Annotated in this window: 22 protein-coding genes; 5 read left to right on the top strand and 17 right to left on the bottom strand. The window is 42.5% G+C overall.

Translation table 11 applies throughout. From position 1 onward, the window contains the following. Positions 1 to 4: 4 nt before the first annotated feature. The 6 genes from LZG71_RS28175 to LZG71_RS28150 form a co-directional block, all read right to left on the bottom strand. Positions 5 to 595 carry a Uma2 family endonuclease gene (locus LZG71_RS28175; protein WP_233826216.1) on the bottom strand — a complete coding sequence of 197 codons (591 nt, stop codon included), beginning with the start codon at positions 593 to 595 and terminating at the stop codon, positions 5 to 7. Continuing rightward, complete coding sequence (gene trpD / locus LZG71_RS28170) at positions 592 to 1,581, bottom strand: anthranilate phosphoribosyltransferase (protein ID WP_233826214.1); 990 nt, start codon at positions 1,579 to 1,581, stop codon at positions 592 to 594. The genes LZG71_RS28175 and trpD overlap by 4 nt, the downstream gene beginning before the upstream one ends. Before the next feature lie 80 nt (positions 1,582 to 1,661). Next, on the bottom strand, positions 1,662 to 2,228 hold the full coding sequence (locus tag LZG71_RS28165; RefSeq protein WP_233826212.1) for an aminodeoxychorismate/anthranilate synthase component II: 567 nt from the start codon (positions 2,226 to 2,228) through the stop codon (positions 1,662 to 1,664). Between the two features lie 64 nt (positions 2,229 to 2,292). Further along, positions 2,293 to 2,682 carry a tautomerase family protein gene (locus LZG71_RS28160; RefSeq protein WP_233826206.1) on the bottom strand — a complete coding sequence of 130 codons (390 nt, stop codon included), beginning with the start codon at positions 2,680 to 2,682 and terminating at the stop codon, positions 2,293 to 2,295. A 45-nt stretch (positions 2,683 to 2,727) separates the two neighbouring features. After that, complete coding sequence (locus tag LZG71_RS28155) at positions 2,728 to 4,149, bottom strand: anthranilate synthase component I family protein (RefSeq protein WP_233826202.1); 1,422 nt, start codon at positions 4,147 to 4,149, stop codon at positions 2,728 to 2,730. 247 nt (positions 4,150 to 4,396) lie between these two features. Beyond that, a complete protein-coding gene (locus LZG71_RS28150) occupies positions 4,397 to 4,954 on the bottom strand; it encodes a CopD family protein (protein ID WP_233826200.1) in 558 nt (185 codons plus the stop codon). A 147-nt stretch (positions 4,955 to 5,101) separates the two neighbouring features. Between LZG71_RS28150 and msrA the strand changes: the two genes are divergently transcribed. Together msrA and LZG71_RS28140 are read left to right on the top strand one after the other, a co-directional pair. Then, on the top strand, positions 5,102 to 5,782 hold the full coding sequence (gene msrA / locus LZG71_RS28145) for a peptide-methionine (S)-S-oxide reductase MsrA (RefSeq protein ID WP_233826197.1): 681 nt from the start codon (positions 5,102 to 5,104) through the stop codon (positions 5,780 to 5,782). Positions 5,783 to 5,926: 144 nt separating this feature from the next. Next, entirely contained in the window at positions 5,927 to 6,469 is a 543-nt protein-coding gene (locus tag LZG71_RS28140) for a hypothetical protein (RefSeq protein WP_233826195.1), read from the top strand. Positions 6,470 to 6,540: 71 nt separating this feature from the next. Here LZG71_RS28140 and LZG71_RS28135 read toward each other — a convergent pair whose 3' ends face one another. From LZG71_RS28135 to LZG71_RS28110, 6 genes are all read right to left on the bottom strand, one after another. Further along, entirely contained in the window at positions 6,541 to 7,305 is a 765-nt protein-coding gene (locus LZG71_RS28135) for a hypothetical protein (RefSeq protein WP_233826192.1), read from the bottom strand. A gap of 51 nt (positions 7,306 to 7,356) precedes the next feature. Continuing rightward, entirely contained in the window at positions 7,357 to 8,088 is a 732-nt protein-coding gene (locus LZG71_RS28130) for a hypothetical protein (RefSeq protein WP_233826190.1), read from the bottom strand. A 66-nt stretch (positions 8,089 to 8,154) separates the two neighbouring features. Next, complete coding sequence (locus tag LZG71_RS28125; protein ID WP_233826187.1) at positions 8,155 to 8,877, bottom strand: RluA family pseudouridine synthase; 723 nt, start codon at positions 8,875 to 8,877, stop codon at positions 8,155 to 8,157. A 146-nt stretch (positions 8,878 to 9,023) separates the two neighbouring features. Further along, on the bottom strand, positions 9,024 to 9,734 hold the full coding sequence (locus LZG71_RS28120) for an ABC transporter ATP-binding protein (protein ID WP_233826186.1): 711 nt from the start codon (positions 9,732 to 9,734) through the stop codon (positions 9,024 to 9,026). Between the two features lie 63 nt (positions 9,735 to 9,797). Beyond that, positions 9,798 to 10,256 (bottom strand): hypothetical protein, encoded by a 459-nt coding sequence (locus LZG71_RS28115; RefSeq protein ID WP_233826185.1) that lies wholly within the window; start codon positions 10,254 to 10,256, stop codon positions 9,798 to 9,800. A gap of 72 nt (positions 10,257 to 10,328) precedes the next feature. Next, positions 10,329 to 12,992 (bottom strand): tetratricopeptide repeat protein, encoded by a 2,664-nt coding sequence (locus LZG71_RS28110; RefSeq protein WP_233826182.1) that lies wholly within the window; start codon positions 12,990 to 12,992, stop codon positions 10,329 to 10,331. Positions 12,993 to 13,343: 351 nt separating this feature from the next. Here LZG71_RS28110 and atpD point away from each other — a divergent pair, with 351 nt between their 5' ends. Together atpD and atpC are read left to right on the top strand one after the other, a co-directional pair. Further along, positions 13,344 to 14,867 carry a F0F1 ATP synthase subunit beta gene (gene atpD / locus LZG71_RS28105; protein ID WP_233826179.1) on the top strand — a complete coding sequence of 508 codons (1,524 nt, stop codon included), beginning with the start codon at positions 13,344 to 13,346 and terminating at the stop codon, positions 14,865 to 14,867. 76 nt (positions 14,868 to 14,943) lie between these two features. Further along, entirely contained in the window at positions 14,944 to 15,186 is a 243-nt protein-coding gene (atpC, locus tag LZG71_RS28100; RefSeq protein WP_233826177.1) for an ATP synthase F1 subunit epsilon, read from the top strand. An 82-nt stretch (positions 15,187 to 15,268) separates the two neighbouring features. On the opposite strand, the gene LZG71_RS28095 is transcribed toward atpC, so the two are convergent. The 5 genes from LZG71_RS28095 to LZG71_RS28075 all read right to left on the bottom strand — a co-directional run bounded on the left by LZG71_RS28095 (position 15,269) and on the right by LZG71_RS28075 (position 19,287). Then, complete coding sequence (locus tag LZG71_RS28095) at positions 15,269 to 15,982, bottom strand: hypothetical protein (protein WP_233826175.1); 714 nt, start codon at positions 15,980 to 15,982, stop codon at positions 15,269 to 15,271. 7 nt (positions 15,983 to 15,989) lie between these two features. Then, positions 15,990 to 16,514: a hypothetical protein gene (locus LZG71_RS28090; RefSeq protein ID WP_233826171.1), complete on the bottom strand. Its 525-nt coding sequence runs from the start codon at positions 16,512 to 16,514 to the stop codon at positions 15,990 to 15,992. A 99-nt stretch (positions 16,515 to 16,613) separates the two neighbouring features. Further along, entirely contained in the window at positions 16,614 to 17,327 is a 714-nt protein-coding gene (locus LZG71_RS28085; protein WP_233826169.1) for an intradiol ring-cleavage dioxygenase, read from the bottom strand. 114 nt (positions 17,328 to 17,441) lie between these two features. Further along, positions 17,442 to 18,137, bottom strand: a complete 696-nt coding sequence (locus tag LZG71_RS28080; protein WP_233826167.1) for a LytTR family DNA-binding domain-containing protein — start codon at positions 18,135 to 18,137, stop codon at positions 17,442 to 17,444. A 4-nt stretch (positions 18,138 to 18,141) separates the two neighbouring features. Further along, positions 18,142 to 19,287, bottom strand: coding sequence for a sensor histidine kinase (locus tag LZG71_RS28075; protein ID WP_233826165.1), 1,146 nt, complete (start codon positions 19,285 to 19,287; stop codon positions 18,142 to 18,144). Positions 19,288 to 19,394: 107 nt separating this feature from the next. On the opposite strand from LZG71_RS28075, the gene LZG71_RS28070 reads away from it, so the two are divergent. Then, complete coding sequence (locus tag LZG71_RS28070; RefSeq protein WP_233826164.1) at positions 19,395 to 20,729, top strand: APC family permease; 1,335 nt, start codon at positions 19,395 to 19,397, stop codon at positions 20,727 to 20,729. The last annotated feature ends 84 nt before the right edge of the window (positions 20,730 to 20,813 follow it).

Raw genomic sequence — 20,813 nt, 5'->3', positions numbered from 1 at the left:
ACACTCAATCTTTAAAAATATCGGCAACACTCAGTTTAAAATCGGGGAAAACATGGCTTGTCGCATTGTCTTCCAAGACAAATGGCTGTAAACCAACATATTTTCCTACTTCATTCAGAACATATGAAAAAATCACTTCGCTTGTAGGATCTGCGATCCAGTATTCTTTTACTCCGTTTTCCTGATAAACCTCAAATTTGTTTTTCATTTCGGTTTGAGAGTTTCCCGGAGAAAGAATTTCAATAATCCAGTCGGGAGCTCCCACACAACCCTTATCATCCAGTTTTGATTGATCACAAACCACACAAATATCCGGCTGGACAACGGTATAAATCTTATTCTTCTGATCGCCTTTCAGCGGTGTAAGTCTTACATCGAATGGAGCAGAATATACCTGACAGCTTTTGTTATCAAGAAATTTGTATAGTTCTCCCTGAAAAACGCCTGAAATACGCTGATGTCTCCTTGCAGGAGCCGGCGACATTTTAAAGATTTTCCCTTTTATCAACTCCACACGCTCTTCGAACTGCCATTTGAGGTAGTCGGCGTAGCTGTAAGTTTTGTTAATATCCAGTTGATCCAGGCTTGTTATCATAGTTCAATCAATTTTTTGAAACTGTGCAGTGCTTTTCCGCTTTCCAGCGATTCCCGTGCCATAGCCACAGCGTCGGTCAGCGACTGTTTCGGATTGGCGCAATACAGAGCCAGCGATGCATTAGCAAGCACGGCTTGTTTCTGCGCATCGGTTGCCTCATTATTCAAAACATTCATAAAAATTTTCGCAGAAGCTTCAACCGTTTCTCCTCCGGAAAGCTGTTCGGCGCGCAGCGTATCCAGCCCCAAATGAGATGGAGTCAAAACCTGCTCGGAATGAGCTGTAATGATCTTAAATGCTCCTGTTAATGACACCTCGTCGTACCCGTCTAATGCGTGGAGAACCAAAAATTGCTTGTCAGTCTGTTGGTAAAGATATGCAAAAAGGCGTGCTAATTCAAGGCTGAATACCCCTACCAACTGTTTTTTGGGGGATACAGGATTCACCATCGGCCCAAGCATATTGAAGAAGGTTTTAACGCCCAATTCCCTGCGCACAGGAGCAACGTTTTTCATGGCCGGGTGGAACAAAGGGGCGTGTAAAAAACACACGCCCGCAGTAGCAATCTGGCGTTCCAGTATATCTTTTTCATTGGTAAACTTTGCACCCAGATATTCCAGTACCGTGGAGGAGCCGCAAAGCGATGACACACCATGATTCCCATGTTTGGCAACATTTTGTCCTGCACCAGCTACCACAAAACAAGAAAGCGTGGAGATATTAAAAGTGTCCTTTCCATCTCCACCTGTTCCGCAGACGTCAATAGGATCATATCCGGAGAGATCCACGGCAAGGCACATTTCCAGCATGGCATCGCGAAAGCCTTCCAGTTCCTCTACTGTGATGCTGCGCATGGCGTAGATCGTCAAAAAAGACGCGATTTCAGAATTGGAATATTGGCCTGAACTAATCCCAATAAGGATTTCCTTGGATTGTTGTTTGGTTAAAACTTTATATTCAAAAAGGTGACTAAGAATCGCTTTCATTTATTGTATGTAATGTTTTTTGCCACGGATACACGGATTTTTACGAATAATTATTCTTTGATATTCGCCGCACTCCGTTTTTATATGCTTAACCAGTTTTGTAACATTTCCTTACCATGCTCTGTCAATACCGATTCAGGATGGAATTGCAGGCCTTTCACATCATAAGTTTTATGAGAAAGCCCCATCACCCTGCCTTTGTCATCCAGAGCAGTTATCTTCATATCTTCTGTAAATGTTTCAGGAATTACCGTCCAGGAATGGTAGCGACCTACCTTAATTTCCGTCGGAAGACCTTTGAAAATCCTGTCCGTAGGATCCGTAACAAAGGCAGTGTCGCTAATTCCATGCAGTACGTCGGTCATGTTCTCGAGTTCCGCTCCGTACACTTCACCTATTCCCTGATGACCAAGGCAGATGCCCAAAATGCTTTTTGTTGGTCCGTACATACGTACCACATCCTGCAAAATGCCGGCCTCGGATGGTATCCCTGGTCCGGGAGAAAGCAGGATTTTATCGTATTCTCCTACCTCTTCAAGCGTGATTTTGTCGTTACGGAAAATATCGACCTGGTCGTGCAGTTCCCGCAGGATGTACACGAGATTATAGGTGAAAGAATCGTAATTGTCAATAACAAGGATTTTCATATTTAGTAAGCTATTGGCTGTCAGCCTGTGTTATTCTTGATTGATAATTTTTTACCTCAATTACTTAGATCTGAACTTTGTAATCCAATACTAATTCATCTGCTGATTTTCCCCGAATACCCCAATTGTGAAGTGGTGTTTCGGTTAATGTGATTTCCACATCGTTTTTTGAAATTCCCAAATTGGTTTCAAACCTTTGAAAGATAAATTGATACAATGTCTTTTTTGACTCAACCGAACGACCTTCAAACAGTGAGATCTCGATGATTGTATATTGTTCACTTCTACCTGCCGGATAATAGAAATCTTCCTGATCAAGATAAAAAAAGCGATGCGCCCTTTTGTTTTCCGGATACTTAAAAGCATCTACAATGCATGAGTGTAGTACATCAGAAAGCGCTTCTCGCAAAGGTTTCAAATGTGAGCTTAAACCGTATATTTTGATCTGTGACATTGTTATTCATTTGAAATAGTTGACAGCTAGAAGCTCATTACTTTTCTAGATTTCTTCCGCGAAATCTATCGCTTTGCGAAGCGCGGCCAGCTTGCTATTGATTTCCTGTAATTCACTTTCTACAACGGATTTGGCCACAACGCCCATTCCGGCACGGTAAAACAACGTATTGTCTTTGCTAAGAAAAGTTCTGATGGCAATAGCGTGGTTGAAATCTCCATTGAAATCCATGAATCCGATTGCTCCTCCGTAAATACTGCGGTTGGTGGTTTCCATTCCGTCAATCAGTTTCATGGCGTTGTGTTTGGGGGCACCAGATAGTGTTCCGGCCGGGAAAGTATCCGCTACAAGCTGTAATGGATTCACATTTTCGTTCATTTTTCCGACTACTTTCGACACCAAATGGATCACGTGAGAGTAATATTGAACCTCTTTGTAGTTGGTTACTTTTACTGCATCGCAACTCCTGCTGAGGTCGTTACGGGCCAAATCTACCAGCATAACGTGTTCTGCTGTTTCTTTTGGATCGTTTAACAAATTCTGAGCTGCTTCGGCATCAGCCTGGTCGTCGCCGGTGCGGCGGAATGTACCGGCAATCGGGTGAATTTCTGCCTGCCCGTTTTTAATAAATATCTGTTTTTCAGGAGAAGAACCGAATATTTTATAATTGCCGTAATCGAAATAAAACAAATATGGAGAAGGGTTGATTGACCGCAGAGCGCGGTACACATTAAATTCGTCGCCCTGAAAATCTCTGCTGAAACGTCGTGAAGGTACGATTTGGAACACATCGCCGCGGAGGCAGTAATCAATTCCCTTTTGAATTACGGTTCGCATTTCATCGTCAGTCACATTCGAAGTCTCGTCCGAGGTAATTTTGAAATCATATTTAGGGAAATTTCTGTTTTTGATCAGAATTTCAATTTGTTCAAGTCCCGTTCCTTCATCGCCACCTTCGTAGTGGTGCTCAAATATGTACAGTTCGTTTTTAAAATGGTTTATAGCAATCACATAGCGGTAAACCTGATATACGATCTGATCAATTTCTGTTTCGGGACTGGAAGGTTGGATTTCGATATCTTCAAAATAAGACACCGCATCGTAAGTCATATGCCCGAAAAGCCCGTTGGTGATAAAAGGGAATTTGTTCTTTTCTGATACAAAACTTTGAGCAAAACCATACAATGCCTGTACAGCGTCTTTGGGGTTTTCCAGTGTAAATTCTTCATTGCGATTATCCGGAAAATGCAGGTTTACAACGCTGTTGTTCAGCTTGAAGGACGCCACCGGATCGCAGCAGATATATGTAAATGAGTTTTCGTTACCGTGGTAATCCGAACTTTCCAAAAGAATGGTGTTCACGAAACGGTCTCGAAGTTTTAGATAAATGGAAACCGGGGTAAGTGTATCAGCCAGCAGTTTTTTGTAACTGGTTGATATCTGATAGGTTTTTGTCAAAGGTTTCATCTCGCAATTTGAATTATAAATAACAAAAAAACGGCTCGCTGTCGGAAGGACAGCGAGCCGCAAGGAAAGTATATTTTATACCATGCAATAGCGTTATCGGTCCATCCTGTTAAGACGTCCGCGCCACCAACCAATAGTATTAAATGTGAATTTCATGTTTGTATAAATACCCTTTTGACGGGTTTTTCTTATGGTTACAAAGATAGGTAAACCGATTTGAGAATTTCAAGAAAGAACTGCTAAATTTTTAGCCCTCAATAGAATTATCTTTTTTCTTCTCTCTGATCCGTTTTACCATTTTCACCGCTGTCATCATCAGAACGGCAAAAATAACGAGCCCTAATACTCCCCACAGCCAGTCAACCGTATTCTTTAAAACAACCAGAAACACGATTGAGAACAGGAATATGGTGGCAACTTCATTAAAAAGCCTAAGTTGAAATGAGGTAAACCGAAACTTTCCTTCCTTCAATTCATTCCGTATTTTTCCTGTGAAGAAATGATAACCAAGTAATCCTGCCACGAAAAGTAATTTGAGCTGCATCCAGTCTTGTTGCAGCCAGGAAGGAGTGATGTAAATCAGAATACCGCCAAAGATCAAAGCAAGCCAGCAAGCCGGTACCATAATGGCTTTCCAAAGCAGCATCTCCATTTTTACAAACTGAGAGGTCAATATCTTACGCTCAGGTTCAGGTTTGTCCCTTGCTTCGGTGTGGTAAACAAATAGCCTTGGAATATAAAACAAGCCGGCAAACCAGCTGACTACAAATATGATGTGAAGCGCCTTGAAATGAAGATAAGTCATATTATGGGTAAAGATGGGTCGCCTGTTGCCAGTCGGAGCCGGTATTGATCGTTTCTGGGCCAAATTTCGTAAATAATCCGTCACCAGCAGAATAAACTTTCTTTGATCTGCGGGCGTTAATCATTATAAAATTCAATTTATAAAGCAATGAAAACGACCATTCCGGTTTTCACGTTCTTATTTTTGTGTTGCATGGTTGTCATTTCCTGCGCACAGTCGGACAAAAAACAAAAGAATAAAATGAGTAAGGAAACAGTTACGCTCGATGAGACCAACGTAAAAACAGCTGGTATGGAGATAGCGACTTTTGGCACAGGTTGTTTCTGGTGCACGGAAGCCGTTTTGGAATCTCTGGATGGAGTCAAAAAAGTGGTTTCCGGATATTCGGGTGGGCACGATCCTAATCCAACATACAAGGCAGTTTGCACAGGAGAAACAGGCCATGCCGAGTGCGTGGAAGTGACTTATGACCCCAAAGTGATTACTTACACGGACTTGCTTGAAGCATTTTTCCGCAGTCATGACCCTACTTCGCTCAATCGCCAGGGAAATGATGTGGGCACCCAATATCGATCCGTGATCTTTTATCATAACGAAGAGCAGAAGAGAGAAGCGGAGCAAGCAAAACTGGAACTGGACAAGTCGCAGGCTTACGGAAAACCAATTGTGACCGAAATAACCCCGGCTGTAAAGTTCTTTGTTGCTGAGGATTATCACCAAAATTATTTCGCAAACAATCCCGATCAGGGCTATTGTGCCTTTGTGATCGCTCCAAAACTGGATAAGTTCAAAAAGGTTTTTAAGGAAAAACTGAGGAAAAATATTTGATTACACGGGTCAGAGCTAAATGAAGTCTTGCCGTTCATCATAAAATATCCCCGAATAATAAGTAAGAATGGCACAAGTTTTGAGACATTGAAATAAATGACTTTAATTTGTGCCGTTATTTATTAAATTAACCAATCCATTAACATGAAAAAGACTCTATTAATGCTTTTTGTTGCTGCTGTACTGAGCGTAACATCGGACAAAGCTTTTGCCCAGTATGAAAAAGGGGATAAATTATTGAATGCAGGTATCAACCTTGGTGGTGGTAATGGTTTTGGTGGTGGTTTTGGTGTTGGAGCCTCTTATGAGCAAGGAATACACGATTTTATCAGTGTTGGTGGTCAGGCAGATTTTGTTACCTGGAGTAACAAAGCATGGGGTTATAAATGGAAATATAACTTCTTTACGATCGCCGCAAGGGGTTCGTACCACTACGGTAAGCATTTCTTAAAAATGGATAACCTGGATCTATATGCTGGACCAGTTTTGGGCTATACCATTGCAAATTATAAAGACAATTCCGGTTATACTGGTTCATATGTAGATGACTATGGCAGTGGTGTAACAGTTGGAGTATTTGCTGGAGCTCGTTACTATTTCAAACCAACTACGGCAGTGTTTGCTGAAGTTGGAGGAGGTAACAGATCTTTTGTCCCGCTTAAAATTGGGGTGAGCTTCAAATTCTAATTGCTCACATAGATTACAAAACAACGAGGCCGTAAGATTTTCTTACGGCCTCGTTGTTTTTATGTGTTGTTCTAGAATTTCATATTCAATGTTAAATAACCTGCTCTACTCACAGCGTTAAACCCAGGGTTGATATTGAACGATAATGATTCTCCTCTCCTGGTCAATTCTCTTTTGACTCTGGTTGCTTTGGAGCCGTTTTTACCAGCTTTTACGAAGCCGATTGTGCCGAATGTAGTAGCGCCAACAAAACCCCCAATCATCATCCATGCCCCGTTTCTTGCCCTGAGTTCATCTTGATAAGATTTAAATTGACCGTTTGGGTCAGTTGCTCCAACGACTATCCCTGTTCCAATTCCTGCAACCAGTACGCCTACCGTAACTCCCGCAATACCTATCGCCAAGCCATTTTTGGACTTGACCTTATGATAGTTATAAATGACTCTCAGTTTCTCAGGCGTCGCTTTTTGAATATCCTCTTCAAACTTATTTCTAGGTATGGGAGCCCGACTTACAGCCGCAGGAGGAGTCTTTTGATTAGGAGAATAATAGTTAGGCACTTCCACGGCAACTTCAAAATTTTGCACCTCTCCATTACCATATTCAATCGACGATATTTCAGATTTGTTCACTGAAAACAGTGGTCCGTCAACGTCCGATATTTTTTTATACTTGATCACATTTTCCTGAACTTCCTTAATCACAACCTCCAGTTTGGTATTGTCCCGCAATTTGATCACATCATTTTTACGCAAGTTCTGCGCATTACAAACTGATGAAAGAATGGAAACTAATAGGAAAGCACTCAAAAACAGTTGATTAAAGAGGTTTTTCATGAAAATCTGATAAGAAGGATAAATTTTTGGTTTTTGTAAAAATAACAAGAATTAAAAAGATAACCTTAATGCCAGCATTCCTGAATTGTTGAATGGATTGTATGAAGGACTCAATTTTATACTGGTAAGCGGTTGATTTCTCCTTTCCAGTTCCGTTTGCACCACCTTCGCCTTACGGCTATTTTTTTTGTGGTTTTTGAAGGTCAGAAGTCCCAATCCCCCTCCAACAACAGTTCCGGCAATCGCCAATGAGTTACCTATTTTTTTGTTATCGATTTCCGAGCCGGAATTTGCGATGATTAGCCCCGAAATCAGAGAAGCGGCACCAATGGAAGTAAATATGATTGCACCTCTTTTTCCGTCTATCGCTTTGTCATTGTAGTAGCGGAATTTATCTCTCAACTGATCCGAATTGGCCATTACAACGCTTCTTTCAAACTCATTAGTTGGTAAATTGGCCATGTCGGCATACTGACCAACTGAATCAGGTGGTGTAGGGCCTGCTAAAACAGAATCGCGAACAGTCAGAATCTTCCCGCTTTTCAGATAAACCTTTGCTACCAAATCCATGTAGATGTAAGATTTGGCACTATCTGCCGTTCCCAGGTCACGATAGTTGATCTTTTCATTGGTCATCTGCGTAATCAGTGCCTGAATTCTGGTACTGTCACGCTTCAAAATCACATCATTTTTGGGAGCATTCTGGGCGTGTAGTACTCCACATAATAACAGCGGAGTAAAAATTGAGAAAAAGGATATAATGAGCAGTTTTCTTGATTGCATAGCGATAATTTTAAGTAAAAAAATTGGCTGATTTTACAGCCAATCTCTACTAAAATCATGCTAACACTACACACCAAACTTATTTAGTTGCTTCACAAGCACTTCAAAATCCTTCGGATAAGGTGCTTCCACGCGTACTGGTTCGCCATTCATCAAGGCAAATGAAAGAGAAAAAGCATGAAGCGCAACCCGCTGAATCAGAGGTTGTTCTTCTGTATCCTTTTTAAGATTGAATTTGCGTTTCAGGCTCGACAGGAATATTGGTTCGCCTCCGTATTGCGGATCACACACGATCGGAGCTTTCAGGCAGGAAAGGTGAATCCGAATCTGGTGCATTCTGCCGGTTATCGGAATGCATTCGATAAGTGTGTAGCCACGATACACTTTGAGTGAATTAAAAATGGTTTCTGCCACTTTTCCTTCCGCCCGGTCAATCTTCACCGCGGTTCCGTTTTTAAGTGCCAGAATAGGAAGATATACCGAAATACTATCCAGATTGTGAATTCCGTTAGCCACAGCGTGGTAGCGTTTTGTCACTTCCCTGTGTTCAAATTGCATGGCGAGGTGCCGGTACGCTTCGGGGTTTTTGGCAAATGCCAGCACGCCCGATGTCTCTTTATCCAGTCGGTGTGCAGCCTGTAGTTCCGGATTATATTCTTTTGCAAGCCGCAATAAGCTTCCTCCCCTGTCTGCCGTCCGTTCGTCCAGTGTTGCCAGGTGAGGAGGTTTGTTGACGAGAAGAAAATCGTCGTCTTCAAATAATATGATGTCTTTAAAATTGATTTTCATAAATCTTTAACCAAAAATAATCCGGATAAATTACCTGCATCAGTAATTTATCCGGATTCACTTATTTGTTATCTGTTTTACCTCTGACGGTTTTTCTGGTGCAAAGGTAGGGAATAGTTAATTCTTTTGGCTGTTAACCTCCTCTTTTACACCAACTGACTCACCTTCGTAGGATTTGGATTGATCGTGTCCGATTCTACAAGACCATCCCGCAGACGTACGATACGGTGCGCGTAATGTGCTATATCTTCTTCGTGGGTAACCATTACGATTGTGTTCCCTTTGCTATATAGCTGGTCAAAAAGATCCATAATTTCGTATGATGTTTTCGAGTCGAGGTTACCTGTTGGTTCATCGGCAAGTAATATACTCGGGTCGTTCACAAGTGCACGGGCAATGGCCACACGCTGCCGCTGCCCCCCTGAAAGTTCATTGGGACGGTGTCCTGCCCTGTTTTCAAGACCTACGTTCTTGAGCGAAAGCATGGCTTTTTCAGTTCTGTCCGCTTTGCTCAGTCCGGCATAGATGAGCGGCAACGCCACATTATCCAGTGACGACATACGTGGAAGGAGGTTAAACGTCTGAAATACGAAGCCAATTTCTTTATTCCGTATCTCTGCAAGCTCACTTTCAGTCATGTCACTCACATCCTTGTTATTAAGAATGTAGCGGCCTGTGGAAGGTGTATCAAGGCAACCAATGATGTTCATCAAAGTCGATTTTCCTGAACCGGACGGTCCCATAAATGCGACATATTCTCCCTTATTCACAGAAATGGTAACAGATTTAAGTGCCTGAATCACTTCGCTGCCCATCACATAACGTCGCGAAATGTCAGTAGTTTCTATAATTCTCATGGTACAATTCGTATGAAACTCAATGGTATACTAAAATAATATGGTTGTAAACAATTCCCCCCACTACATGGCAGCGGAGTTCATGCGCGAAAAGTAATTGTGAACATATAAAGCACTCAATATTACAGCTCCCGGAATATCGTCATAAGTGATAGCTCCCTCTGTTTTCCAAAATCCTTTCGATTCAAATATTGCGGTTTCTTGAGAGTCCTTCACTTCCCATTTCTGGTGCATCCAGGAAGAATAACTGAATATATAACTTTGTCCTGAATAGGTAATTTCAGCTTTTTGCTTCCAAACTTTATATGAGATATTGCCAAGTTCTGTTTTACCTTCTATATCCAGAATTTTAGTACCTGTTTTCCAAAACCCCAGCGACTTGAAAGTAAGCATGTATCCATTTAGCTCACCGTAGGCACCTGCATTCCAGGTATTGGTTTTTAATATGCCTGCAATCAGTTTTTCACGAAAAATTCGAATTTCATTTCCGGCAAACGATTTCTTCCAGGTCAATGTCATCATTTTGGCTTATGGAATTCAGGAATGGATGGCGAAAATTTAATACAGCCAGCTTTATTCTGCTAAACTAAAAAATCATTTAAACTCTGCCCTTTGTTTTTCGATGAGAGCACGCATAGGCTGATAGCGATTCATAAATTGCTGATAACCGGCAGGCAACGCATATTGCTGCACCTTGGCTTCTCCTGCATCTGCCTGTTCTGTCAGTCCCTGGTCAAGGCTCAGATAGGTGTATTGTTCCCAAAGTTCTGGTGAATAATCATTGAAACGGAGGGCAGTAATCACCATATTGTAAGCTTTGGCAGTTTGCTTTTTCTGTCTGTACCAATCTGCGGCGGCAGAAACGATAGTTCCACTGAAAGGATTTTCACGTACGGCAAGATCAAAGTTGCGGTCCGAAGGAGATTTTTGAGCAACCTGAAACAAACTGTCGGCTTTCATTTTCGGCTTGGTACCGGAAAATAAGGTTTTGCGCAGTTGCTCAATGGCGGTGACGGGTTCTTTTTCCTGAATTTTTTCCAGTAAAATTCCTGCCACTGCTTCGTTTCCGGATAGTGCATTGGCAACAGCCATGCCAAGCGTTCCTTCAATTCCCTCCACAAGCGAAAGGTGTTCTATTGCTTTTTGATATAACCCAAGCTGCAATAACCAGTGCCCGACCACTTTTTCGTACAAATTCTTTTTGTCACCATCTTCCTCTGCCCACGCTGATATCGTTTCTATACTTCTTAGTTTATTTCCGCTGTAAAATTCCGGGTAAAAAGCAGCAAACGAGAGATCCTGAGATAATAGCGGATTTTTTACGGCAAGTTTGGGCAAAAGCTGAGCAGGCATACTATCTGTTCTGGCCTGATTGAGCGCATAATTTTGAAGATATGCGAATGATGAAACGCTTAACAGAGAATCTGACGGAATAGCTTTTGAAGAAAATGATCTTTTGGAGAAATCCTGTCTTAGATTTTGAACAGCCAGCCAGTTTGCCTGCCAGGAAATGTAGGCGCGTTCATCAGATTTCTGGGTTAGTGAGTCAAGCAGACGAGGATCAGTGTTTTTGGCAAAAATCGCAAGTAGATTCGTTGCCGGAACGTCGTGGCGTGGTGTATTTCTTTCTGCTTTTTCGAGATAATAGTAAGCCGAATCCGCCACATTCGTTTTGGAATATAACATTCCGAGATTATTAAGTAATTCACCGCTTTCAGGGAACTGGCCTAATCCTTCCTGAAGACTATGTACTGCATCAAAAAACAGATTTTCCTGAACGAGAATAGAGCCAAGTCCGGCATATGCCTGAGTTGATGGGTTTTTGAGCAGCGCCTGACGGAAATAATAGGCAGCTGCGTTGTTATCGCCTTGTCGCAATGCCAGCGAGGCCAGCGCATAATTGGATTTATGATTTTGAAACTCCTGCTGCAAAGCCATCTTGTAATATTGTTCAGCGAGCGTGTACTCGCCGGTATGGCTATACAAATCACCCAAACCATTAAAATAACCTGCAATGCCCTGGTTAAGGGGAAGTAATCTCTGTATTGAGAAGAGAACAAAAACGGCAACGACTCCGAAAAGTCGCGTTTGTGTCAGACCGAAACGCAAAGGTTTGTACAATACCTTGTGAACTTCCAACCCTTGTTTAAAGAGGGGATAAAAATTGACAAGGATATAGAAAAAAAAGAGCAGGCTCATGCCCAGTTGTCCTTGTACGACAACGTCTTCCAACACTTCCAATAAAGGATCATTGGCCGTGCCGGAGACAAAAGCGGTGAATGACAAGGCAATGATAAACAAGCCAGCATAAAACCAAAAGCCAGTGCTTCGGAAAGGCATCAGTCCGTCCGTAGAATTGGCCCTCTTTTTAAAACCCCATATACCTGCAATCGCTGCGATTAATGCCAGATAAGCCGGGCCGATTAGCGTAAGGTTCCAGTCTATTTGTTTTGTGTTACGCAGGTATTGCAATGTGAGCATCAAAAGGTATAAGATGCTTATTACCAAAAAGTTTATAAGTCCCGGTTTTCCTTTTTTACCGGATCCGGTTGTGCTGATCCAGACAAACATTGCCATAATCTCAGTTGAAATGACAAACAGAAAGACGATAGTCAGCAATAACCAAAATGGCATGGAATAAGCGGCAGCCGCCAAACCGGGATATGGTAAAGGCGATGCTGAAATGATCAGAATTGAAAGCAGAGCCGAAATCCCAACCATAGCGAGTACACGAATACTCATACCGATGTCTTGCCGGAAAGCGTGGAAGTAATAGCTGGCTCCGCCATAAAGAATGGCTGTTAGTAAAAACAGGGTTTTATTTCCTTCCCCAAATACACCCAGCGCTTCAAGTCTTGAAAAAGCCAATAGCAGGATAAACAGAATCATTCCGGCCAGATACCAGAACCGGGGTAAAGTGGTGAGAGATGCCAGAAGAAAGGAAAGTCCCGTAAGCGCGAAAACCCAGAATATTGCGACCATTTTCAGATCAGTTTCCATTACAGATGCTATAAAACTTTCTGTAACGAGCTGAGAAGGAACGGAAACGCCATATTGCCATTGGTCAATCCGGAGAATGTCAACAACGGTGGGTATCTCGGCGACTTCGCTGAGCACGTTCCATTGTATTACATTGGAAAGGGGATCAATGCTGTTAAAAACAAAAAAGACAAGCGCTAAAAATATAAGAACAAGAGCCGCAATGGTGGTGCGGCGTTCTGAAAGAGACCATACTTTCCAGAAAAAATATTCCTTCATAAAGTTTGTTAAGACCGGATTTGAAAATAAGCAACGCAAGAATACAGCGTTTTTCTATAAAGTTTCTGATTATAAATATTTATAGACATCAATCCTTTATAAAATGGGGCGCTTTTGAGGGGGTAACGTGTCCCGAAACACGGGGAATGATGGATAGTTTGATCAAAAAAGTTCCCCGCATTCTTTTTAGAACTGCGTTTTCTGAAAATTAGAATACAGTTTTCTGCAAAAAACGGCATTTTTCTAAAAAATATCCTATAAATCAATAGGGCAACTATTGGTACTGACCAAATTATCTCCTACTTTTGCGGTCTGAAAATAACCTCATCGAAGATAATCTAAATCATATTAATGGCAAACGCAACAAATACAGGAAAAATTACCCAGGTAATTGGACCAGTTGTAGACGTATCGTTTGAAGACAGCGGACGCATCCCTGCTATTCTTGATGCGTTAGAAGTCATCAAAACAAACGGTCAAAGAGTAGTTCTTGAGTGCCAGCAGCACTTGGGTGAAGACAGAGTTCGTACGATCGCTATGGATAGTACCGAAGGTATGCAGCGTGGTATGGTAGTTACTCCATTGGGGGCTCCTATCCAGATGCCAACGGGAGAAGCCATCAAAGGGCGTTTGTTCAACGTAATCGGTGAGGCAATTGACGGCCTTGCTCCTATTGATAAAACCGGCAATGGTATTTCCATTCACCGTGCAGCTCCGAAATTCGAAGATCTTGCAACTTCTACTGAAATTCTTTTCACAGGTATCAAAGTGATCGATTTGCTTGCTCCTTATGTAAAGGGTGGTAAAATCGGTTTGTTTGGTGGTGCCGGTGTAGGTAAAACGGTATTGATTCAGGAACTGATTAACAACATCGCGAAAGCTTATGCAGGTCTTTCTGTATTTGCAGGTGTTGGAGAGCGTACCCGTGAAGGAAATGACCTGATGCGTGAAATGATCGAAGCAGGTATCATCAGATACGGCGACGAGTTCAAACACAGCATGGAAGAAGGCGGTTGGGATATTTCAAAAGTTGATTACAACACTTTGAAAGAATCTCAGGCAACTTTCGTTTTCGGACAAATGAACGAACCTCCTGGCGCACGTGCTCGTGTGGCTCTTTCGGGACTTACTATGGCGGAATACTTCCGTGATGGTGATGGCGAAGGTCAGGGTCGTGATATTCTTTTCTTTATCGATAACATTTTCCGCTTTACACAAGCGGGTTCTGAGGTATCCGCTCTTTTGGGACGTATGCCTTCGGCGGTAGGTTACCAGCCAACGCTGGCTACTGAAATGGGTCAGATGCAGGAAAGGATTACATCTACAAAACGTGGATCTATTACTTCTGTACAGGCTGTTTACGTACCTGCGGATGACTTGACTGACCCGGCTCCTGCTACAACGTTTGCTCACTTAGATGCAACGACTGTACTTAGCCGTAAAGTTTCTGAAAAAGGTATTTACCCTGCTGTGGATCCATTGGATTCATCTTCACGAATCCTGAATGCAGAAACACTTGGTGATGCTCATTACGATTGCGCACAGCGTGTAAAAAATATTTTGCAGCGTTACAAAGAATTGCAGGATATCATTGCGATTCTTGGTATGGAAGAACTTTCTGATGATGATAAGCTTGTGGTTTCACGTGCTCGTCGCGTTGAACGTTTCTTGTCACAACCTTTCTTTGTTGCAGAGCAATTCACAGGTTTGAAAGGTACATTGGTTGATATCGCTGATACAATCAAAGGCTTTAACCTGATCATGGATGGTAATTATGACCATCTTCCTGAAATGGCGTTCAACCTTGTTGGAACCATTGATGATGCACAGGCAAAAGGAGAGAAAATGCTTGCAGAAGCTAGCAACAGGTCATAGTTTTAAGTAAACAGTTGACAGTAAGCAGTTGGCGCGTAGCTAACAGCTCATGCCTGACAGCTAAAAGCTAACGAATATGCATTTAGATATCATTACACCCGATAAAAAGGTATTCAACGGCGAAGCAACTGCTGTTACACTACCGGGTAGCGAAGGACAGTTTCAGATATTGAACCGTCATGCACCGTTGGTAAGCACCCTGGGCAAAGGCGACGTGGTGGTAGAGGTAAGCGGCGTAAAGCAAACTTACACCATCGACGGCGGCGTTGTAGAAGTGCTGAACAACAAAGTATTGGTTCTTGCTGAGGCCGTGTTGTAGCGAATAAATTTTTGTTTTTTTGAGAACAGAGACTGCGAAAGTGGTCTCTGTTTTTTTTATGTGTGGCAATTCTAACAGATAATCAACTTGCTTCCACCTCCATCACCAATATCACCGCACCGTTCGATAACGCCTCAAATTCCAATTCCTCTGCGTTCCACAAAGTAAGCGCGTCCCCAGTTTCAAGCAGTCTGTTTTGCACTTCAAATGCGCCGCTGATGACGTAAGTGAATATAGCGTTTTCGGGCATTATCGTAGAATATATACCTTCCACTCTGCCATCATATTGTCCTACCCAAGCCGAAACAGATTTTGCGGTGCTGGTAAATGCCGGGACAAGGTGATTCTTTTCGTCCAAAGAAAACGAATTCAATGGAGTCTCGTCCATCAGGTTGTTTAAGACTTCGCGGGAAAGATCCGGTTTGAGGTGAATCTGTAAATAGCCAATGGTTTCAGTCGGGTAGGGGTTCACTATTTTAAAAGCACTCTCTGGAAAAGCAATAAACCGGAATGATTCTCCTGCGCTGACAAAGATTGATTCCTGAGAATTATCAATCAGTTCCAGTCCGCCGACGGTCGGTAGCAGGATAATTTCGGTTGGGTTGTCCACCTTAACTTGGGTACTATGTCCGGACGTCAAGACTTCATCATTGAATGCGATCAGCCGGCCAACGGGCTCCCTTCCTTCGGTCAAATACTCCCCCAAATTAAGTGTGTGAAAACTACGAAATCCTTCGTGTTTGGTCGTTCCTCGCCGGTTTGCGAGATAAATCTGTGCTTCTGTTTGGACTAGCATATTCGTTTCAGGATTCTGTTCCTACCGGATTTATGTGGGAAATACTTAAATAGGGCACTAATTCTATCATTTCGGTTTCAATTTCTTTGCCACTACGAAAAGATTCGGAGTGATCGCCGTATGCGATGAGCAATTGGCTTCCTACGGTATCAATCCAGGTAATGGGTTCGCTGTAAAACCAGATCGCAACACGGTGCTGTGATTTGTTTTCAATGTGAGACTGGATGATCTCGAATTTAAAATTTCTGAATGGTAAACAGAGTTTCTCATAGGTATTGGCGATATCAGGCATAATGTCATTTAACTGCCGTATATACCCTATTGCACCTGCACTGGTAAGATATTGCAGTTGTTCTGCTTGTTGCTCGTCTGTGCTGAATTCCTGAAAAGTGGTGAACATCCCATCCGGATCCATACGCTGTGCCTGCATATAAAATTCCAGATGGGTCGCATTAAAAACCGCTACATCCCAGGGTTGCCGGGAGTTGCTGTCAATGATTTTGCGGTAACAGAGACGAATTATGCGATGCATAGCTTTTAGCGATGAGCCACTGGCTTTTAGCTGTGAACTCCTTTATGTTGGACAATGATAGAATAAGCTTTAAGCCAATTGCGTGTAGCTAACGCCTGATTAAGCGCTCACCACAATGGTGTGCGTCAGTTCAAATTCTGTTGTAACACTTCCTGTAACTGTTGCCATTTCGGTAGAAACGCCATCTCCGAACACGTTGTCGCGTGCATTGGTGGTGTCGGCTTGTCCGTGACTTTTGTACACGCCCTGCGCATAAACCAGTGCACTTGTGGCTTCCGGAAATGCGATTTGCGTTACCAATAACGACTTCCCGCTCGCATTGTAAATGTGTACATGAATGTGCGGAGCACGACCAGAATACCAGCCAGGATAAATACTTGTGAAAGTAACCAATCCGTTCGCATCGGTCGTTTGGCGACCTCTCAGAAAATTGACTTTTTGATAATTGGTAGACTGCATTCCGCTCCCGCCGTATTGAGAATAGTTTCCTGTTGCATCGCAATGCCAGATATCAACCAGGGCAGCAGCCAAAGCCGTACAGCTGTTGTTTTTGTTCTGGATGGTAATTTTTACCGTTAATTTATTCCCCGTGCGGTCAGAAGTGATGTCATTCAGAACATAATTTCCCGGAACAATTGTTGGAAATGGTCCTGCCGTTTCCGAGGCCGTTATTGTACAACTTCCGCCAGATCCTGTTGAGCCAGTGGCTGTTTCTGCGGTTTCGACCGGATCTATGGAGTTATTGGAGCAACTCACAATTGCAGCAAAGCCCAGTGCTGAAAAACCTCTCTTTAAAAATTCTTTGCGTTCCATCTGTTTTCGTGTTCAAGGTGTATTTACTTACCTTATCGAAACAAACGTGCTTTATGTTGCTGCTGTGAACCGATGTATCGGTGAATAGCAGCTATGTATCGGCGAAACATCAAATTAATGGCTTTTCCACCTGTCAATAAAATCGAGATAACTATCGCTGATCGGGATCTCTTTGCCAGTTATCATTCGTATTTTTTTGTTCAGAATAGACTTTACCTGGCTATCGGCTACAATAAAACTGCGGTGTACCCTGCTGAAACCTTCTTGTGGGAGCTTTTCAAGTATAATTTTAAGTGACATCAAAGTCAGAACGGGATGTGTGACACCTTTCAGGAAAATTTTGATATAATCCTGCATGGCTTCAATGTACTCAACCTGAGCCGGTTCAATCTTGATCATCTTATATTCAGACCGGACGATAAATGGCTCCCAAACCACTGGTTTTTCCAGATTTTGGAAATGATATTGCTGCGTTGCGCGGCTTACTGCCTTTTGAAATCGTTCAGGAGTAATGGGTTTGAGTAAATAATCTATCGCTTCCAGCTCAAATCCTTGGTGGGCGAACTTCTTATAGGCTGTTGTGAAAATGATAAGCGGTTTTTTATCAAGTGCTGTAACAAGCTCAATTCCGGAAATATCCGGCATATTGATATCAATGAAAAGCAAGTCTATTGCGTTGTTTTTCAAATAATCGGCACCTTCAAAAGCGTCGTCAAAGGTTTGCAACAAATTAAGTTCGGGATACCCGGAAATGTATGTTTTCAGTAATTCCAAAGCCAGCGGTTCGTCGTCTATGGCTATACATTTCATGAGATTAGCTTTTATCTGTTACAACATCTGACCTTAGATTTAACCCGACCTCAAAACGATTCTCCTTGTCTGTTATTTTTAGGTCGTACCGATCATGATATAGGAAGTTGAGTCGCTTTCTGGTATTGGCAATACCAATTCCTTCTCTTTCCGCTTCCTGGTTTCTGTCGAAAATCTGATTTTTGCTGGAGAAGAAAATCTGGCTCTCCCCTACCCTAACTTTGATTTCGATCAGGTTATCGAACCTACTGCTTATTCCGTATTTAAATGCATTTTCTACAAAAGTCATAAATACCAGTGGTGCAATGCGCTGGTTTGTTATTTTTCCTTCGACCAAAAAACTTACAGTTGTTTTTGCGTTCAGTCTGAGTTTTTGGAGATCGATATAATTTTCCAGACATTTTATCTCATCTTCCAGAGCAACAAAGTCTGCGGTTGCCTCTTCGGTGATGTACCGCATGAGTTGCGAAAGTTTCAGAATACCCGGAGCGGTGTGATCACTTTTGGTTATGGCAAGTGAATATAGATTGTTAAGCGTGTTGAATAAAAAATGTGGATTAATCTGTGCTTTGAAAAAAGCTAGTTCTGCCTGCGCTTTGTCTGCTTCCGACAGAATGACTCTTTTTTCTGAAAGTCTCCATTGCTCAGAAATTTTGGTAGCCATCGCCACCGCCCATACGAAAATGAATAGGATCAGACTGACAAAATCAACTGCCGGAGAATCGTCTCTTTCAGGTCTTTCTGCGCGTGGAGGTCGTTTACGCAATTCTCCCGGGGCACTTTCGAAAGGTGGCGGAGGTTTTGGCCGTTGTTCACCATCATTTTTGAAGTTCTCGAACGTCGACTGATGAAATCGTTTAAATATTAGATTTTCAAAAGGTTGGAAATAGAATACGAACAAAATTCCGGATAAAAACAGACTGATGTAAGCAATGTATTTACCTCTGAAAAACAGCTTTGGAATCAGTACAAAAATGTTCCCGTAAAAAACGATCAGATAGATCAGAAAGAACGTCCAGAACCATCCTGACCTGAGAAGCAACGCAATGAGGTCAGCGTCGGGCTCACGGGAAATAATTGTGAGTGGCAGGATGATAAACAAAAACCATCCGATTACATGAAGCATCCAGGGATTTTTTTGCCGGAACATCTGCTTATTTTTAATTTCTATTTTGAGTTGCTGATCTGCTGACGAATATAGGGGTTACAAAAACAAAAAGTTTTGCTATTTTCGGAAAGCACAATCACGCCCTTTAAATGTCACAACCTTCTGCAAAAACTGAATTATTCAAAATCTTAGGTGTGGGTTTCGGTATTGCCGTAACTGTGGGTGGCACCATCGGAACCGGTATACTCCGTAAACCAGGTCCCATTGCTGAACAACTTGGCGATCCGTGGCTCATTATGGGTTTGTGGTTGCTTGTGAGTCTGTATGCATTTTTAGGAACACTATGTACCATTGAATTGGGGACTTCGGTGCCAAAAGCTGGTGCATGGTATGTTTATGCTCAGCGCGCATTTGGCAATTATGCCGGATTTGTTGTAGGTATTAATAGCTGGCTCGGTACCTGTTCTGCCTTGGGTTTTGGCGTTTATACCATGAGTGAATATCTGGCTTTGCTCATTCCGTCGCTCGTTGGATACGAACCTTATGTAGCAGCAGGAATTTTAACGACACTTTCCGGTGTACACTGGCTCGGACTGGCGCTGGCAAGTACGTTTCAAAATGTAATGAGCGTTTTGAAAGGTGTGGGATTATTTGCTTTTGTAGCGATCTGTTACATCTACGGCAAAGAAATTTCACCAGAAGAAGCGCAGCTCACTACCAGCCGGATTATTCAGAGCGGAAGCTGGATTGCGCCCGTTGTGTTTTCTCTTCAAGCCATTTTTTACACTTACGATGGTTGGCATACAGCGGCCTATTTTACTGAGGAAGACCGGGATCCGTCCAAAAATCTACCGAAATCCATGATTGGCGGGGTTTTGCTAATCATCGTGATTTACCTGCTTTGTAACCTGGCGATTTTATATGTACTGCCCATGAATGAACTTTCACAGTCTAAACTGGCAGCGGCGGATGCAATCAGGCTGATTTTTGGTGAAGGTTCTGGTAAGATCGTTACCTTGTTTCTGATGATTTCCATACTTGGTATTGTGAATGCGCAATTGCTCTTTAATCCGAGGGTTTTGTATTCCATGAGCCGCGACGGACTTTTCCTGAAAGGAGGCACCAAAGTCAACAAAGGTGGTACGCCTTCGCAAGCGATGTTAATTACTTCCTGCGTTGCTATTGCGCTGATTTTGGTAGGGAAAGAAGCTTGTGAAAAGCTTTCTGATATTGCTACTTTCTTTTTCGTGTTGGGTTATACATCCGGGTTTGCATCACTTTTGGCTTTGCGCAAAAAAGAACCATTGCTTCCACGTCCGTGGAAAGTTCCGGCTTATCCTATACTGCCCGTTATTATGCTTATTTTATCCATAGCATTTCTCGTAAGCGCAGTAGTGCAGGATTTGCCCAGCAGTCAGTACGCATTGCTGTTTCTTATTGTGAGTTATCCGGTGTATTTGTTGGTGAGGAAGTTGAATAGATAAAAGTGAAGTAACCAGGAGTATCATCAGGATTTCAATTACTTTACTGGAAAATGCATGAGTGCTGATATTTGTATGAATGCATAA

The organism is Dyadobacter sp. CY312 (assembly GCF_021390535.1).
Taxonomy (GTDB): Bacteria; Bacteroidota; Bacteroidia; order Cytophagales; family Spirosomataceae; genus Dyadobacter.
Note: the sequence above shows the minus strand (reverse complement) of the source record. Positions and strands in the feature narration are given on the sequence as shown.